Below are 17,818 nucleotides of genomic sequence, written 5' to 3'. Positions count from 1 at the left end.
CATGTTTAAACTTGCATTGTGCCTCCTCTTCTTTTTCCCTTTTGTATCATATGCCCAAGAAAAAAAACAAGAAACGGATAAGCCTCCTCTTATATCACCAATTACTAAAGATTATCTCTTAACAGAAGATTTTCTTCTAAAGTTAGAAAAAATTGAAAAAGAATGTAAAAGTTTACTTTCAGAAACAGAAAACTATTCTTATACTTACGACCCTAATATCTTCTCTAGTATTGAAAACTACACTAGCTATATTTCTAGTAAATCAAAATTCGTGAATATTTTAAAAGAAAATAACCTCACACCAAAAGAGTTTGCTTCTGGATCCTTAACGCTTGAAGGAATATTAATGCTTCTTGTATTTGCATACGAAAAAGAATATTCATCTGAGAAAAATATTATATTTTTAAAAAATCTTGAATTTGTTAAAAAACATTTTTACAAAACAATGAATATTTCAGGAAACTGTAAGCAATTCATTTTGAAAAACTAGTCAATTACGAAACGTTGAAAAATATCATCCCATTGCTATTATAAACTTAATATATTGATTTAGAATGATAATTTTATATGTTGAATCAATAAAAAGCATTTGCTTACACGTTACAAACGGAGAGAGTTGTGTGGCGTGGAACTCTACAATAAAAGTACCTTTTATGAATAATCTTAAGCACCAAGAACTTTGTCGCACATTGAGAGTTGAAAGTGTGTGGGGTGATGTGGCTTACGCCTTCATAAGCGTAAGGATAGAGGAGCTTTGTAATTTTATATTATTCATGGAGCTTTATCGTTATATCATTTCACGGGCTCCGTCAAAAAACGGAGTCAGACGCATTGAACGATGTCTTTTAAAAACAGGTGCGTGAATGAGCAATCCAACGGCGTTCTATTCTTCGTTATAGGTATGACTCTATCAAAAAATCATCATATTTTTACCATTCCGAATAATTGCCTTATATTCCTATTATATTAAAAAATAATTTTTATAGAGAGCACCAGACAGAAAATCTTTTATTGAAATTCGAAAAAGAAAGGATAATTTTTATGTTTAAATTTGCATTGTTCTTTCTCTTTCTTTTCTTTTTTATATCATACGCTCAAGAAAAAAAACAAGAGACAGATAAGCCTTCTTTTACATCACCTCTTATTGCAAATTATCTCTTAACAGAAGATCTTCTTTTAAAATTAGAAAAAATTGAAAAAGAATGTAAAAAATTATCTCAAAATTCAGAAAAAATACGTACAAAAAGGTATAGCACCACTGATAATGATAGTATTGAAAATGACATTGCCGATATTTCTAGCAAATTAGGACTCGTAAATATTTTAAGAGAGAATAATCTTACACCAAAAGATTTTATTATTGCTCACCGTGGACTTCAAGAAACCTTGATTGTACTTACAAATGAAGAAAATTCTACTTATGAAAAAAACGCTATATCCTCAAGTAATATAGAATTTGCTAAAAATCATATGTATAGAATGATCAAAATTTTAAAAGGTCATTGTGAATAAAAATTCCTTTTAGAACAATTGGTTAAGTTTGTAAACGTCGGCAAATTTCATCTAATTGTTCTAATGAAGAATAATGTATTTTTAAATCTCCACCTTTTTTACCATGGCGAATAATAACTTTCATCCCGATTACATCTGCAAGTAATTTTTCTAAAGATTTAGTTTCTGCATTTTTCTCTATAGGGGTACGTTTTTTAGTTTTAGGATTAGCTTGTTCATATGCAAGTATTTCTGTTTGACGTACAGAAAGCCCTTCACGGATAATTTTTTCAGCTAAATCTTGTGGATTGTCAACGGTTATAAGACAACGGGCATGACCGGCTGAAAGTTGTCCATCCGTTAAGAATTGTTGTACTTTTTCTGGAAGTTTTAATAAACGAAGCGTATTTGCAACATGACTACGACTTTTTCCAATAACTTGTGCTAAATCTACTTGCGTATAATCATGTTCATTCAAAAGCATCTCATATCCTTTTGCTTCTTCGATAGGATTAAGATCTGCCCGTTGAACATTTTCAATAATAGCTAATTCTAAAGCGGTTTTATCATCCACATCACGAATAATAACGGGTAATTGACTTAAATTTGCACGTTGTGCTGCACGCCAGCGCCGTTCACCCGCGATCAATTCAAACCGATGAGGATGATCTCTTAAAGTCCTTACAATAACGGGTTGAACCACACCGTGCTGACGAATTGATTGAGCCAAATTATCAAGCTCTGTTTCAGTAAAATGACGCCGAGGATTGTGAGGATTACATGAAATAGATTCAATAGGGATAAATCGTTCAGAAAAGCTACCAGATTCATTTAATTTATCAAAGCTTGATGAACGTGCAAGATTATTGTTTAAATTGATATCTCCAATCAATGCTGCCAATCCACGTCCTAGTCTTTTTTTTGAGAGATCATCATTCATAATTTTTCTCTTTGAATTTTCATATTATTTTTTATATTTCTAAGCAGCAGCACGTGCTTGTTTTTCACGTTGAATCACTTCCGATGCTAGACGCAAATAAGCTTGGCTCCCAGCACATTTGAGATCATAAAGCAATACAGGTTTACCAAAAGAGGGCGCTTCTGATACTCTTACATTTCGTGGAATAACAGTACGATAAACTTTATCTCCCATAAAAGAGCGTACATCTTCAACAACCTGATTGGAAAGATTATTACGTCCATCATACATTGTTAGAACAATACCTTGAATTTCTAGGGATGGATTAAGAACGGATCTCACTTGTTTTACTGTTTCAAGCAATTGACTTAAACCTTCAAGCGCTAAAAATTCACATTGCATGGGTACCAAAACAGAATCTGCAGCTCCCATAGCATTAAGTGTAAGAAGGTTAAGTGATGGTGGACAATCAATTAAAACATAATTGAATTTTTTTTCCATTTCCGGATCATCATAGAGAGCTTTACGTAAACGTTGTATACGATCTTGTGATGAAGAAATTTCCATTTCCACACCTAAAAGATCGAGTGTAGAAGGAACAATATGAAGATTAGGTACTGCTGTTTTTAAAGCCGCTTGTGTAATTGAAACGCCTGAAACCAGAACATCATAAGACGATAAAGGACGACTATTACGATCAATTCCCAAGCCTGTACTTGCATTACCTTGTGGATCAACATCCATAATAAGGACATTTTCACCAATGGCTGCTAAAGCTGTTGCAAGATTAATTGCTGTGGTTGTTTTTCCTACTCCACCCTTTTGGTTTGCAATAGCGATAATTCGTGTTTCGCTCATTTTGCTTTACCCTCTATATGATCGAATATGAGAAATTTCCAAAATAACAGAATTTTCATCAATTTTACTTTTATGTTTTAACAGATCAAAGTGCCAATTGGCAGAGGCATTTTTTATTTCTGTAGCGTAATCCCGACCTTTTTGCAAAAGAGCGATTGTTTTTTCTGTTAATAAAGGAAAAATAAGCTGTAAAAGAGCATTAAGCGGCGCTAATCCCCGTGCTGTTATAATATCGGATATAGGAATTTTTTGATAGATGTCTTCAATTCTGACGTGATAGACTGTTGCTGGAAGGTTAAGTTGAGCAATAACTGTTCGCAAAAAAGCGACTTTCTTTCCATTACTTTCAACAAGATTAATATGTCCTGCTCTTTTTTCTTTCAGAAAAATAGCAATCACAATTGCAGGAAAACCTCCTCCTGATCCTAAATCACACCACTGTAAAGAATGACTATACAAAGGAAAAATTTGTGCTGAATCTAAAATATGCCGTGTCCATAGATCTGGTATTGTTGCAGCAGATATCAAATTAATATGTGCATTCCATTGAAGTATTAAAGACTCAAACTGAATTAAATTTTCCATCGTTTCACGTGAAACAGAGGGAACAATATTTAATAATTGTTGATATTTTTGTTCTGTAGAAAAATTCATTAAGCTGTTTTTGCCTTTTCACGTCGTTGACGTTGAATATATGTAATAATAAGCGATAAGGCAGCGGGAGTCATGCCGTCAATTTTTTGTGCATCAGCAATTGAACGAGGTGACGCTTCTTGAATTTTTGATTTAAGTTCATTTGAAAGACCTGAAATTGCCTGAATATTAAGAGAAGAAGGAATTTCTAAACGTTCATCTCTCTGAAGAGAGGCAATATCTTGTGCCTGTTTATCTAAATAAACCGCATATTGTGCTTCAATTTCTAAAGATTCTACAGTTTTAGAATCAATAGTTCGTAATTGCGGCCAAAAATGTGAAAGACGCTCTAAAGTCATATGAGGATAAGCAAGAAAATCATAAGCCGAACGCCGAATTCCATCATGGTTAACGTGTAATCCACGAGCAGAAGCTTCATTAGGTGTTAAAAAAAGATTCTGGCATATTGATCGAGCTTGATCAAGACGTTGTTGTTTTTTCTGATAACATTCCCAACGTATTTTACTGACAATACCCCATTCTTGTGCCAAGGGTGTTAAACGTGTATCAGCATTATCAGATCGTAAAGATAAACGAAATTCAGCACGTGAGGTAAACATTCTATAGGGTTCACAAACCCCACGTGAAACCAAATCATCAACCATAACACCAATATAAGCCGTAGAACGACTTATAAGTATTTCATCTAATTTACCTACTTTACGTGCAGCATTCAGTCCAGCCAAAAGCCCTTGTGCTGCTGCTTCCTCATATCCTGTTGTACCATTAATCTGTCCTGCTAAAAACAACCCTGGTAAAGAGCGTAATTCTAAACTTCTCGTTAATTGTTGTGGATTAACAAAATCATATTCAATAGCATAACCAGGTTGCAAAACTATTGCATTTTCCAATCCTTCAATGGTTTTTAATAGAGAAATTTGTACATCTTCAGGAAGAGAAGTAGAAAGACCATTTGGATAAACCGTATCGTCATTTAATCCTTCAGGTTCTAGAAAAATCTGATGTCCATCGCGTTCCCCAAATTTAACAATTTTATCTTCAACTGAAGGACAATAACGTGGTCCTAATCCCTCAATATTTCCAGAATATAAAGCAGAACGATAGATATTTTCGCGAATAATTTTATGTGTTTGCTCATTTGTGCGTGTTATTGCACATTCGATTTGAGGCTGTTCAATTTTCTCTGTTAAAAAAGAAAAAGGAACAGGATTTTCATCTGCTTGTTGTTTTGGAAGATGATCCCAATCAATTGTTTTTTTACTTAAGCGAGCAGGAGTTCCTGTTTTTAATCGTCCAAGTTTTATATGATAATTTTTCAAACGATCAGCAAGTATCACACTTGACTGATCTCCCATACGGCCAGCAGCCCATGTTTTATCACCAATATGAATAAAGCCATTTAAAAATGTCCCTGTTGTTAAAACAACAGCGCCAGAAAAAATTGCTCCTAGTTTTTTTAAAATAACACCTGATACGCAATGATCTTTAACAATCAAATCAAGTACTTCATCTTCAATGAGCGTAAGATTTTCTTGTTCTTTTAAGAGTTTTTGAATTGCTTCTTTATAAAGCTGTCTATCCGCTTGTGTCCTTGGCCCTCTTACTGCTGGTCCCTTACGTCGATTAAGGAGTCTAAACTGAATTCCAGCAGCATCTGCTGCCCTTCCCATGAGACCATCTAATGCATCTATTTCACGAACGAGATGACCTTTTCCAAGACCACCAATAGCAGGATTACACGACATTGTTCCAAGTGCTGCTATTTTATGTGTAACAAGCACTGTTTGTGCACCTACACGCGCTGAAGCTGAAGCTGCTTCACAGCCAGCATGACCTCCACCAACAATAACAACATCATATGATTGCATTTAATTTATTCCATAAAGAATATTCTAAAGTTTCACGTGAAACAGAATATAAATTACATAATCTTTTAAATCTGTCTATGAAATAATCAATGTTTCACGTGAATCATTATTTACCAACACAAAACTCTGAAAAAATGATATCAAGTAAATCTTCAACATCAATATCTCCCGTAATTCTTCCGAGAAAATCACTTGCACGACGGAGATGTTCTGCGCGTAAACTAAGATCAAGAGAATAATAATCAAGAGAAAATTCAATCTCTTTAACAGTTTCTTTTAATAATTGAAGTTGCCTTTTACGCGCTGGAACAAGATTTCCAACTTCAGAAGCACGACGATAACAAAATTCTTCAAGTTGTTTGATAAAATAATCAAAATTTAAACCTGTTAATGCAGAAAATTGTATAGAGTAGGCTTCGTCATTTTTTTCATAAAGATCAAGCTTATTACCAACACGCCATATTTCAGCTGATGTTTCTGGTAAATCAACTTGTTTAGGATTTCCCATATCATAAACCAAAATAACTAAATCAGCTTCTCTAACATGCTGCTTAGCAACTTCTATTCCCAATTGTTCTATTTTATTTTCTGTTTTTCTAAAACCAGCAGTATCCGTTAAAAAAATAGGTAAACCACCAAGAATAAGTCTCATTTCTAAAGCATCACGAGTCGTTCCTGCTTCTTCCGTGACAATAGAAACAGATCTTCCTGCAAGACGATTCATAATGCTTGATTTTCCAGAATTTGGAGAACCCGCAATAACAATTTTTAATCCATCCCGTAAAATACTTGCACGCTCTCCTTCACGAATATGTTCTTGAAGAGAAATGCAAAGATCTTCGACATCTTTCCAAATTTTATCAGATATTGCGTTGGGAATATCTGCTTCATCGGAAAAATCAAGTTCTGCTTCAATAAAAGCACGTGCTTTTATAAGCTTTTGACGCCAATCACGATAAAGTTTTGTTAAATGTCCACTTGTCCCCATAACAGCCAAACGCCGTTGGCTTTCTGTTTCTGCCTCTATTAAATCAGCAAGACCTTCTGCTTGAACAAGATCTAATTTTCCTTCCATAAATGCACGACGTGAAAATTCACCTGCCTCTGCAATACGGCATCCAGAAAATGTCGATAATTCATCGAGAAAACGATTAACAACAGCTTTTCCCCCATGCAAATGGAATTCTGCACAATCCTCTCCTGTAAAACTATGAGGAGCAGGAAAAAAAACAGTTAAAGCAGAATCTAAAAAACTTCCATCACGAGCAATGAGATTTCCATAATGCATAAAGCGTGCTTTAGGTAAACAACCACAAAGCGTTTTAACAATATCCACAACATGAGGACCAGAAAGTCGAATGACTGCAACCCCTGAAGGTAACAATCCACTCGAAACAGCAAAGATTGTATCCACAGGTTCTATCCTAATAAAAACCTTAATGACTCTATGTATTCATTGAATCAAAAAATTCACTATTGTTTTTTGTTTGCTTTAATTTATCAATCAAAAACTCAATTGCATCTGTTACATTCATAGGTGCTAAAATACGACGAAGAACAAAAATTTTATGTAAATCTTGTCGTGCGACCAGAAGCTCTTCCTTACGCGTTCCTGACTTTAAAATATCCATAGCAGGGAAAATGCGCTTATCAGCAACTTTTCGATCAAGAACAATCTCGGAATTACCTGTTCCTTTAAATTCTTCAAAAATAACCTCATCCATACGGCTACCTGTATCAATCAAAGCCGTTGCAATAATGGTTAAAGAACCACCTTCCTCAATATTACGTGCAGCACCAAAAAAACGCTTTGGACGTTGCAGAGCATTTGCATCAACCCCCCCTGTTAAAACCTTACCTGAAGAAGGAACAACGGTATTATATGCACGCCCAAGACGTGTAATAGAATCGAGAAGAATAACAACATCGCGCCCATATTCAACAAGGCGTTTAGCTTTTTCAATGACCATTTCTGCCACTTGTACGTGACGTATTGCAGGCTCATCAAAAGTAGAAGAAACGACCTCTCCTTTCACTGAACGCTGCATATCTGTAACTTCTTCTGGTCGTTCATCAATCAAAAGAACAATAAGATAACATTCAGGATGATTAGTGGTAATAGAATGAGCAATATTTTGAAGTAAAACCGTTTTTCCTGTACGAGGAGGTGCGACAATTAATCCTCTTTGTCCTTTTCCCAATGGAGATATCAAATCAATCACGCGTGATGACATATCCTTCTCTGTAGGATCTTGTATTTCCATTTGAAAACGTTCATTTGAATAAAGAGGGGTAAGATTATCAAAGTGAATTTTATAACGAATTTTTTCAGGTTTTTCGAAATTAATCGTATTAATTTTAAGAAGAGCAAAATAACGTTCCCCTTCTTTTGGGCTTCGTATAGGACCTTCAATGGTATCGCCTGTTTTTAAAGAAAATGACTGGATTTGTGCAGGTGAAAGATAAATATCATCAGGTCCAGGAAGGTAGTTAGCGTCAGCAGACCGTAAAAATCCAAATCCATCTTGTAAAACTTCAACAACGCCTTCTCCTATAATTTCTACGTCTTGTAGAGCAAGCTTTTTCAAAATCGCAAACATTAATTCTTGTTTGCGCATGAGGGAGGCATTTTCAACTTCTAATGTTTCAGCAAAAGAAACAAGTTCAACGGGATTTTTGCTTTTAAGTTCTTGTAGTTTCATTTTTTGCATGAAATATGCTCTTTTAATTAAGGAGAGAATTACCCTAAACAATTTATGGAGATTTTATAGAACGAAATATTCTCAAGAAAAAAACATTTTACACTCAATTTTTTCAATCTGCAAGCACCATATTATATGATAATTTGTTCATGTAATATTAATAAATGATATAAAAAATATAAAATTCAAATAGTATTTAATTTTTTATAATGAAAATGTGAATTTAACCTATAGCATTAATAAAATATCATTCAAAATCACTTTTTCCAGAACTTTTTATTAATAAATTTATATTAAAGATGAGGATTCTTTTTATTTAAAACTGTGTTTAATGTGAATTATTATTTATCCTTTGATTATCCTCAATCTTATCCACAAAAGAGAAGAAAAAAAAGAATAAAGATAACACTATCTTAAAGATGTTATCCTCTCTTTTTTTTATAAGAAGTCTTTGATTATCACAAGCGTTTAATTTGTGCATAATAATGGAAAATTTTTTCTAAATTTTAGTTTTATAAAAATTGCTGAGGGTATATACACATGTCTTAACAAGGAGTTAAAATTTTTGTGACAAAAGAAAAAAAATCCTTTCATTTACACATGCTTTCTGATGCAACGGGGGAAACATTAATCTCTGTTGGAAGAGCTGTTGCATCCCAGTATACAATGTATCAGGCAATAGAGCATATCTATCCTATGATTCGTAATAAAATACAGTTGCAAAAAGCTCTTGATGAAATAGAACAAGAGCCAGGTATTGTTCTTTACACAATTATTGATGAAGAACTTAAGCTTCTCCTTCAAAAAAGATGCAAAAAAATAAAAGTTCCCAGTATTGATATATTGCATCCTGTTTTAAATGCTTTTCAATCTTATCTTGGAATGCCAACACATTTACGTGTCAGTGCACAACATGATCTCAATGCAGATTACTTTCGCCGTATTGAGGCGCTCGATTTTACAATAGAGCATGATGATGGACAGTCTTCTAGTAGCTTATTCGAAGCAGATGTTATCCTTGTAGGAATTTCAAGAACCTCTAAAACGCCAACAAGTATCTATTTAGCAAACCGCGGAATCAAAACGGCCAATGTTCCTCTTATTCCTAATATTGATTTGCCAGAATCCCTTTTAGAAGCAAAAAATTCTCTAATTGTTGGTTTAATCGCTTCAGCTGAAAGAATTTCACATATTCGACAAAATAGAGATTTAGGAGAAGGTTTTGCTTTTGATAATTATACGAACCGTATCAATATCGCTGAAGAATTAATCTATGCAAAACGTATTTGTGAACGTTTTGGTTGGCCTATTATTGATGTCACAAGACGCTCTATTGAAGAAACTGCTGCTGCAATATTTGAACTTTTATCACGATTTCGTGAAGAAAAATAAGAGAAAATTCTCATGAACGCAAATACATTAATATTAGCATCTCTGAGTTCTTATCGTGCACAATTATTGAAAAAAGCAGGTTTAAATTTTTTCATTGAAGGAGCTTCTTTTGATGAAAGAGAAATAGAAAAAACAGCAAAAGAAAAAACACCTAAAGAACTCAGCTGTTTTCTTGCTAGTGCAAAAGCAAAAAATGTTTCAGATCGTTTTCCTGATACTTTCGTTATTGGTTGTGATCAAGTACTTGATTTGGAAGGTAAAGTTTTTCATAAAGCAACAAATATTAAGGAAGCACATCAACGTTTATCTGAGCTGTCAGGAAAAACTCATTCTCTTCATAGTGCGGTAGCTTTATTTAAAAATGGTCAAAAAATTTGGGTTGAAGCTTTTAGTGCACACATGTCCGTACGTTTACTTTCATCAAAATTTATTGAACGTTATTTAGCACGTGTAGAAAAAGATGTTTTAAACAGTGTGGGTGTGTATCAAATTGAAGGAGAAGGAATCCATCTCTTTGAAAAAATTGATGGAGATTTTTTTACCATTGTTGGTTTACCTTTGCTGCCTCTTCTCATAAAATTACGTCATTTGGGAATTGTTGATGGTTGATTTAACAATAAAAAAAACAAATTATCCCCGCGCTTTTGTTGTTGGTTCTCCTATTCATCATTCAAAATCACCAAAAATTCATAATTTTTGGCTTAAACAATATGGTTTACAAGGGGAATATCTTGCACAGGAAGTAACCTCTGAAAAATTCAGTCATTTTATTACTTCTTTTAAAAAAATAGGCTTTTGTGGAGGAAATGTTACTCTTCCTCATAAACAGGAAGCTTTTCGTTTAGCAGATTATAAAGATGAGAAAGCAACAATAATTGGTGCTGCTAATACACTTTGGTATGAAGGAGATAAACTTTGTGCCACAAATAGTGATGCCTATGGTTTTAGTGCTAATCTTGATGATTTTGCATCTGGTTGGGGAGGGGAAACAGCTCTTGTTTTTGGGGCAGGTGGTGCTGCACGCGCTATCCTATATGCTTTAAAAGAACGCGGATTTGAACAGATTTATTTAGTTAATCGTACAAAACAACGCGCTGATAATTTAGCCCAGCATTTTGGAAACCCCATTAAAGTCTATGATTGGTATAAAATTCATGAAATACTTTCTCAGGCTGATTTGATTGTTAATACAACTTCTATGGGCATTAAAAAAATAGAAGAAAAAAATACTTCTTTTTGTTGTGATTTTCATAAGGCAAAAAAAACGGCATTAGTAACAGATATTGTTTATACACCATTGATAACCCCTTTTTTACAACAGGCAAAAGCTTGTGGTCTAAGGACTGTTGATGGGCTTGGGATGCTTCTACATCAGGCTGTTATAGGTTTTGAACGGTGGTTTGGAGTAAGGCCACAGGTAACAAAAGCGTTACGGACAGCTGTTTTAGAGGATATGAGTGAAGAAAGAGAATGAAGATCATAGGATTGACGGGATCAATAGCTATGGGAAAATCAACAGTTGCTGATTTTTTCAGACAATCAGGTATTTCTGTTTTTAGTTCTGATGAGGCGGTACGACAACTTTATAAAAGTGAGCCAGCTTTGTCACGCATAGAGTGTATTTTTCCTGGTGTTGTTGAAAATGGTGAAGTTAATCGTTTGAAACTTTCTGAAATCTTGATTGATGATAAGGAAAAGTTACAAACATTAGAAAAAATAATTCACCCTCTAGTACAAGAAAAAGAAAAAGAATTTATTGATAGAGCGCGCAACCAAGGGGAAAAATTAGTTATTCTCGATATTCCACTTCTGTTTGAAACAAATGGTGAAAATCGTGTAGATAGCGTTATTGTTGTTTCTGCTCCGCCAGAAATACAAAGAGAACGTGTAATGATTCGCCAAGGTATGAATGAGAAGAAATTTGCCTTTATCAATGCCCAACAAATGCCAGATGAAAAAAAACGAGAACGTGCTGATTTTATCATTGATACAGGGAAAGATTTAGAAAATACACGTCAACAGGTTTTTGATGTGATAAAAGAGTTGCTAAAGAATTGAAGTCATGCGTGAAATTATTTTTGATACAGAAACAACAGGTTTAGATAAAGAGAAAGATCGCATAATCGAAATTGGTTGTGTAGAAATGGTTGATCGTTATCTTACAGGGCGCCAGTTTCACGTTTATTTAAACCCTGAAGGTGTTATTATTCCTGATGAAGTTGTAGCGATTCATGGATTAACCAATGAACGCCTAAAAAACGAGAAAAGTTTTAGTGATATTGTTGATGAATTTTTGGAATTTATCAATGGTGCGACTATGATTGCACACAATGCGAGTTTTGATATAGGTTTTATTAATGCAGAATTAAAACGCGTCAATAAGCCACTTATAAGTGTTGATAATATTCTTGATACATTGGCTATGGCACGGCGTAAATTTCCTATGGGCCCTAATTCTCTTGATATTTTATGCAAACGTTTTGGAATTGATAACAGTCATCGTGTTCTTCATGGTGCTTTGCTTGATGCAGAGATTTTGGCTGATGTTTATATTGAATTGATTGGTGGAAAGCAGGGCGTATTAGGTTTTGATAACAGAAGGAATGTTGATGAACATATCCAAAATGATAAAGATACGTCTTATGCAGTTAAATTTCGTCCACAGGCCTTACCTTCAAGATTGAGTGCACAAGAAAAAAAGTTACACGCTGATTTTATCAATAAAATGGGTGAAAAAGCTCTGTGGAATAACTTCAAAATTCATGAATAACATCCTTACCTTTTCTCTAAAAAAGTTACTTAAGATTAAAAATAAAAATATGGATGTCAAAAAAAACGGTCGTTGTGGGGAGGGGAACACCACAACGACCTTGTCGCTACATCGTACCTCAGCTATCATAGGAGGAGCAAAATGAAAGCTATTAATCCTGTAACAGCAAAGAAAAGCTCTAGGTACGTAATATAAAGTGTAACGACTTCATGTCTTATGAAAAGAAAAAATGGCTTTTTAGAGGCAGAATGAAAAAAATTAAAATAAAAGTGAAAAAAATATATAAGGGTAATGTGTTTTTTTAGCTGAAATGGAGAAATAAAATTGTCATGAAGGCAACAGATCATCTTTTGTTGGTTGACGGATCAGGCTATGTTTTTCGTGCTTACTATGCTTTACCGCCTTTAAAACGTAAAAAGGATGGACTTCCTGTAGGAGCAGTAGCTGGTTTTTGTAATATGTTATGGAAATTACTTTGTGATGCTCGTAACACCACAACAGGTATTGTTCCAACACATTTTGCTGTTATTTTTGATTATTCATCGGATACTTTTCGGAAACAAATTTATCCTCAATATAAAGCGAATCGCATTGAGCCTCCCGAAGATTTAATTCCTCAATTCGCGTTAATACGCCAAGCAACAAAGGCTTTTAATTTGCCTTGTATTGAAAAGGAAGGCTTTGAAGCAGATGATTTGATAGCGACCTATGCACAATTGGCAACAAAGGTAGGTGCAAAAACAACGATTATCTCTTCTGATAAGGATCTTATGCAACTCGTCAATAAGCATGTATCCTTGTATGATGGAATGAAAGACAAGCATATAGGTATCTCAGAAGTTATAGAAAAATGGGGGGTTCCCCCTGAAAAGATGATCGATTTACAAGCGTTAATTGGAGATTCAACGGATAATGTCCCAGGTATTCCAGGCATTGGACCTAAAATTGCTGCTCAGTTGTTAAATCAGTTTGGTTCTCTTGATCTTTTGTTGCAACGTGTGACCGAAATAAAACAAACAAAACGACGTGAAAATATACAAGCCTATAGTGAACAGGTTAAAATTTCTCGTGAGCTTGTTAGACTTAAAACAGATGTTCCTATAGACAGTGATTTAGATGATTTTATTTTGGAGCCACAAGATGGACCACGCTTAATTGCTTTTTTGAAAGCAATGGAATTTTCAACATTAACGCGTCGCGTTGCGGAGACAACAACATGCGATGCATCTGTTATTGATGCACTTGATATAGATGTTGAATGGGGAAAACCTCACTATGGGCATGATTCTGATATCAAAAATATTGAGAAAGAACCTCTTCATACTTTTTCTGAAAATTCTCCACAAGTTTTTGCACAAAAACGTAAAGATCAAGCGCTAACACAAAAAATTACAAGAGATACTTATACAACAATTCTTGATGAGGAAGTTTTAAAAGAGTGGTTATCACAAGCACAAGAGCAGGGTTTTTTTGCTTTTGATACTGAAACAACATCTCTTGATCCGATGCAAGCAAAGCTTGTTGGTTTTTCACTCGCATTACAGCCAGAAAAAGCAGCATATATACCTCTTGAACATTTTGATGAAGGAGAAGAGGATCTTTTGAGGGGCGGGCGCATTGCCTCGCAGATTGAAACCCGAAAAGCTTTAGCACTTTTAAAACCGCTCTTAGAAGATTCTTCCGTGTTAAAAATTGGTCAGAATATAAAATATGATTGGTTGGTGATGAAGCAATACGACATTGTGATACGTTCTTTTGATGACACCATGCTTTTATCATATGTTTTGGATGCTGGAACTTTAACCCATAATATGGATGATTTATCTGAACGTTGGCTTGGACATAAACCAATTGCTTATAAGGATTTAACACATAATGGAAAAAAAATTACTTCTTTTGCACAAGTAGATTTAAAACAAGCAACCCTTTATGCGGCGGAAGATGCCGATATAACGCTACGTCTTTGGCAAGTATTAAAACCACAACTTGTTGCTCGGGGTATGGCAAAAATTTATGAGCGCCTTGATCGACCTCTTGTAGAAGTTCTTGCAAGAATGGAAGAGCGTGGGATTCTTATTGATCGGCAGATTTTATTGCGTCTTTCAGGAGAATTGGCACAAGCTGCTTTGATTTTAGAAGAGGAAATTTACAAACAAGCTGATGAAAAGTTTAATCTTGCTTCGCCAAAGCAATTGGGGGATATCCTTTTTGGTAAAATGGGATTACCTGGCGGTGCTAAGACTAAGGGCGGACAATGGTCAACTTCTGCACAGACCTTAGAAGAGTTGTCTGCTGAAGGTCATCTTTTACCGCGTAAAATTATTGAGTGGCGTCAACTTGCAAAGCTAAAATCTACCTATACCGATGCTTTGCCTTCTTATATTTTACCAAAAACAGGGCGTGTTCATACGAATTATTCTTTGGCAATAACATCAACAGGGCGATTATCATCATCAGAGCCAAATTTGCAAAATATTCCAGTACGAACTGCTGAAGGACGTAAAATTCGAACAGCTTTTATTGCTCCCAAAGGTCATGTGTTGCTTTCTGCTGATTATAGTCAGATTGAATTACGCATTCTTGCACATATTGCGGATATAAAAGCATTAAAAGAAGCTTTTGCTAAAGGACACGATATTCACGCTATAACAGCGTCACAAATGTTTGGCGTTGCGATAGAGGGAATGCATTCAGATATACGACGGCGTGCAAAAGCGATTAATTTTGGTATCATTTATGGTATTTCAGCTTTTGGCTTAGCAAATCAATTAGGAATTTCACGCCAAGAAGCAGGTCGTTATATTCAACTTTATTTTGAAAGATTTCCAGGAATTAAGGATTATATGGAAAAGACCAAAAGCTTTGCACGTGAGAATGGTTATGTAGAAACAGTTTTTGGACGTCGTATTCATTATCCAGAAATAAAAGCAAAGAATGTAAAAATTCGTTCTCTTAATGAACGAGCAGCTATCAATGCTCCAATTCAAGGTTCTGCGGCTGATATTATTCGTCGTGCTATGATAAAGATGGAAGATGCTTTAAAAGAAGAAAATCTATCAGCAAAAATGTTACTACAAGTGCATGATGAACTGATTTTTGAAGTACCAGAAGAAGAGAGTAAAAAAACCATGGCTGTTGTAAAAAATGTCATGGAAAATGCTACAATGCCGGCTTTATCTTTGTCTGTACCACTTGAAGTGAAAGTCATGACAGCTCAAAATTGGGATGAGGCACATTAACTTTTTTTATTTATTTTTAAGGATGTTCATTGCATTGGCAAGATTAAGATAGGCTTTGATAGGTAAATGATCTGAGGCAATGCGCGCAAGTGGTGAATAGTGATTTTCAAGATTTATTACCAATTGGTGAGGAAAAGAAAAAACGCGATCAAGGGCTAAAAAAGGAAAGCGAGAAGGAAAGCTTGGTACGACTTCAAGTGTGCTATCAAAATAGGGATAAAAATGGTTTAAAGATGATCTTTTTCCCATCCTCCATTCGTTAAAATCTCCAATGAGGAGTGTAGGCATAAGAGAGCGTTTTTGCAAAATTGCAAGGAGCATTTTTGTTTGTTGTTTACGAGAATAACGGAGTAAGCCAAGATGAGCTGCAATAATACGAATAGGGCCTGCTTCCATTTCCAGCTCTACAATGATAGCACCACGTGGTTCAATACTGGGAAGAGTGATTTGTAAGATGTCACGTACATATCCCTTTCGCAAAAAAAGAGCATTCCCATGCCAACCATGACCATGAGGTGACATAGTATTGAGAGGCACAGGAATTAAACCGGTTTCAGCTTTTAACAGTTGAAGATTAATCAAACCAATGCGTTCCCCAAAACGTTTATCTGCTTCTTGAAGAGCAAGGATATCAACTTGTAATTCAGCAATAACACGGACAATTCGTGTAGGATTAAAGATTTTATCAACACCTACACATTTATGCACATTATAGGAACCAACGGTCAGATCATAATGATTATTTGGATTGAGGATATTTGATTGATGATGAGAGCGGTTATGGATTGCCTTTAAAAGGGAGTTATGGAGTTTTTGTTGGATAAAACCGGTAAACCAAGGGAATTTTTGCTTGTAAGGTATTTTTGTCATTTTGCTAAAAGAATATAATCTCTAAAAGGCAAAGGGTAAAACTTGCGCTAAAAACAAAAGAACCTTGTTTCCAAAAGAAACAAGGTTCTTTCATTAAGCGATGATCTTTTAAAATCAATCACGGTTTGAACCAAGAAATTGTAGCAAGAAGACAAACATATTTATGAAATCAAGATAAAGACTCAACGCACCCATAATAACTTTACGTCCTTTAGTGTCACCTTTATCTCCTTCGTAATACATCAACTTAATGTTTTGAGTATCGTAAGCTGTTAAACCAGCAAAGATAAAAACACCAATAATGGAGATAGCAAATTGCAAAGCACTTGATCCAAGAAAAATGTTCACGATCATAGAAAGAAACAAACCAATCAATCCGATGAATAAGAATGAACCAATTGCCGTAAGATCACGCTTTGTTGTGTATCCATAAAGTGAAAGAGCTCCAAAAGTTGCAGCGGAAATAACAAATGTTTGTACAATACTTTCTGTCGTATAACGCAAAACGATCGAAGACAATGAAAGTCCGATCAGAGCAGCATAACCAAAAAAGAGGCTACGAGCAGCATTTGTGCTCAATGTATTAATTTTAAAACTAAGGAATAAAACTGCAACGAGCGGTGCAAACATAACAATATAAGCGAACGGCGATGTATAAAATGTTACTCCAAATGATGTTAAATAAACACTGCTATTGATCTGAGCTACTGCTTGGCTCATATCTGTTGTTGTTGCTAATGATACAATTGCATAAGCGGCAGCAGCTGTAATAAGCAAACCAATGGCCATCGTATTGTAAACACCCAACATATAGTCGCGCAGTCCCTGATCAATTGATGCATCAGCGTGAGAAGCAGGCGCTGAACGTAAATTTTTAAAATTAGCCATAATATAAAATCCTTTAGCATATGTTCCGTCAGATATCGGTTTTTTTAAAAGTGTCTCTCTCATTGCAGAAACAAACTTCGTATAAGCCTTAATCTGGCGAATACAAAAAACCTTCAGAATCACTGGCGGAATTCCAGCATATTCCCCTTTATTATGGAGATTTATTT

16 protein-coding genes are annotated in these 17,818 nt (G+C 34.9%); 8 read left to right on the top strand and 8 right to left on the bottom strand.

Annotated features, from left to right (window positions below; translation table 11 throughout):
• Window position 1: 1 nt before the first annotated feature.
• Window positions 2–490 carry a BAR domain-containing protein gene (locus B5V81_RS02155; RefSeq protein ID WP_212111741.1) on the top strand — a complete coding sequence of 163 codons (489 nt, stop codon included), beginning with the start codon at window positions 2–4 and terminating at the stop codon, window positions 488–490.
• Window positions 491–1,041: 551 nt separating this feature from the next.
• Window positions 1,042–1,512 (top strand): hypothetical protein, encoded by a 471-nt coding sequence (locus B5V81_RS02150; RefSeq protein WP_212111739.1) that lies wholly within the window; start codon window positions 1,042–1,044, stop codon window positions 1,510–1,512.
• A gap of 22 nt (window positions 1,513–1,534) precedes the next feature.
• Here the strand turns inward: B5V81_RS02150 and B5V81_RS02145 are convergent, their stop codons facing one another.
• From B5V81_RS02145 to rho, 6 genes are all read right to left on the bottom strand, one after another.
• Window positions 1,535–2,431, bottom strand: coding sequence for a ParB/RepB/Spo0J family partition protein (locus B5V81_RS02145; protein ID WP_212111737.1), 897 nt, complete (start codon window positions 2,429–2,431; stop codon window positions 1,535–1,537).
• Between the two features lie 39 nt (window positions 2,432–2,470).
• On the bottom strand, window positions 2,471–3,268 hold the full coding sequence (locus tag B5V81_RS02140) for a ParA family protein (protein ID WP_039759463.1): 798 nt from the start codon (window positions 3,266–3,268) through the stop codon (window positions 2,471–2,473).
• A gap of 6 nt (window positions 3,269–3,274) precedes the next feature.
• Complete coding sequence (gene rsmG, locus B5V81_RS02135) at window positions 3,275–3,922, bottom strand: 16S rRNA (guanine(527)-N(7))-methyltransferase RsmG (protein ID WP_212111735.1); 648 nt, start codon at window positions 3,920–3,922, stop codon at window positions 3,275–3,277.
• Entirely contained in the window at window positions 3,922–5,790 is a 1,869-nt protein-coding gene (gene mnmG / locus B5V81_RS02130) for a tRNA uridine-5-carboxymethylaminomethyl(34) synthesis enzyme MnmG (RefSeq protein ID WP_212111733.1), read from the bottom strand. The genes rsmG and mnmG overlap by 1 nt, the downstream gene beginning before the upstream one ends.
• 106 nt (window positions 5,791–5,896) lie before the next feature.
• The gene (gene mnmE / locus B5V81_RS02125; protein ID WP_212111731.1) at window positions 5,897–7,204 is read right to left on the bottom strand and encodes a tRNA uridine-5-carboxymethylaminomethyl(34) synthesis GTPase MnmE; all 1,308 of its coding nucleotides are present in this window, start codon (window positions 7,202–7,204) and stop codon (window positions 5,897–5,899) included.
• 31 nt (window positions 7,205–7,235) lie between these two features.
• Entirely contained in the window at window positions 7,236–8,501 is a 1,266-nt protein-coding gene (rho, locus tag B5V81_RS02120; RefSeq protein ID WP_012232634.1) for a transcription termination factor Rho, read from the bottom strand.
• Window positions 8,502–9,059: 558 nt separating this feature from the next.
• Here rho and B5V81_RS02115 point away from each other — a divergent pair.
• The 6 genes from B5V81_RS02115 to polA all read left to right on the top strand — a co-directional run bounded on the left by B5V81_RS02115 (window position 9,060) and on the right by polA (window position 15,893).
• Window positions 9,060–9,884 carry a pyruvate, water dikinase regulatory protein gene (locus B5V81_RS02115; RefSeq protein WP_212111729.1) on the top strand — a complete coding sequence of 275 codons (825 nt, stop codon included), beginning with the start codon at window positions 9,060–9,062 and terminating at the stop codon, window positions 9,882–9,884.
• 12 nt (window positions 9,885–9,896) lie between these two features.
• A complete protein-coding gene (locus tag B5V81_RS02110; RefSeq protein WP_212111727.1) occupies window positions 9,897–10,493 on the top strand; it encodes a Maf family nucleotide pyrophosphatase in 597 nt (198 codons plus the stop codon).
• The gene (locus B5V81_RS02105) at window positions 10,486–11,358 is read left to right on the top strand and encodes a shikimate dehydrogenase (RefSeq protein ID WP_212111719.1); all 873 of its coding nucleotides are present in this window, start codon (window positions 10,486–10,488) and stop codon (window positions 11,356–11,358) included. Before B5V81_RS02110 ends, B5V81_RS02105 begins: the two co-directional genes overlap by 8 nt.
• Window positions 11,355–11,942, top strand: a complete 588-nt coding sequence (gene coaE, locus B5V81_RS02100; RefSeq protein ID WP_212111717.1) for a dephospho-CoA kinase — start codon at window positions 11,355–11,357, stop codon at window positions 11,940–11,942. The genes B5V81_RS02105 and coaE overlap by 4 nt, the downstream gene beginning before the upstream one ends.
• Window positions 11,943–11,946: 4 nt before the next feature.
• Window positions 11,947–12,654 carry a DNA polymerase III subunit epsilon gene (gene dnaQ, locus B5V81_RS02095; protein WP_212111715.1) on the top strand — a complete coding sequence of 236 codons (708 nt, stop codon included), beginning with the start codon at window positions 11,947–11,949 and terminating at the stop codon, window positions 12,652–12,654.
• 329 nt (window positions 12,655–12,983) lie between these two features.
• Window positions 12,984–15,893: a DNA polymerase I gene (gene polA, locus B5V81_RS02090; RefSeq protein WP_212111713.1), complete on the top strand. Its 2,910-nt coding sequence runs from the start codon at window positions 12,984–12,986 to the stop codon at window positions 15,891–15,893.
• 6 nt (window positions 15,894–15,899) lie between these two features.
• Here the strand turns inward: polA and B5V81_RS02085 are convergent, their stop codons facing one another.
• Window positions 15,900–16,763, bottom strand: a complete 864-nt coding sequence (locus tag B5V81_RS02085) for an endonuclease/exonuclease/phosphatase family protein (protein ID WP_212111711.1) — start codon at window positions 16,761–16,763, stop codon at window positions 15,900–15,902.
• Between the two features lie 114 nt (window positions 16,764–16,877).
• Window positions 16,878–17,651, bottom strand: coding sequence for a Bax inhibitor-1/YccA family protein (locus B5V81_RS02080; RefSeq protein ID WP_212111709.1), 774 nt, complete (start codon window positions 17,649–17,651; stop codon window positions 16,878–16,880).
• Window positions 17,652–17,818 lie beyond the last annotated feature (167 nt).

Source organism: Bartonella queenslandensis (genome assembly GCF_018155095.1).
Classification (GTDB): Bacteria; Pseudomonadota; Alphaproteobacteria; order Rhizobiales; family Rhizobiaceae; genus Bartonella; species Bartonella queenslandensis_B.
This window is presented reverse-complemented; position numbering and strand designations above follow the sequence as displayed.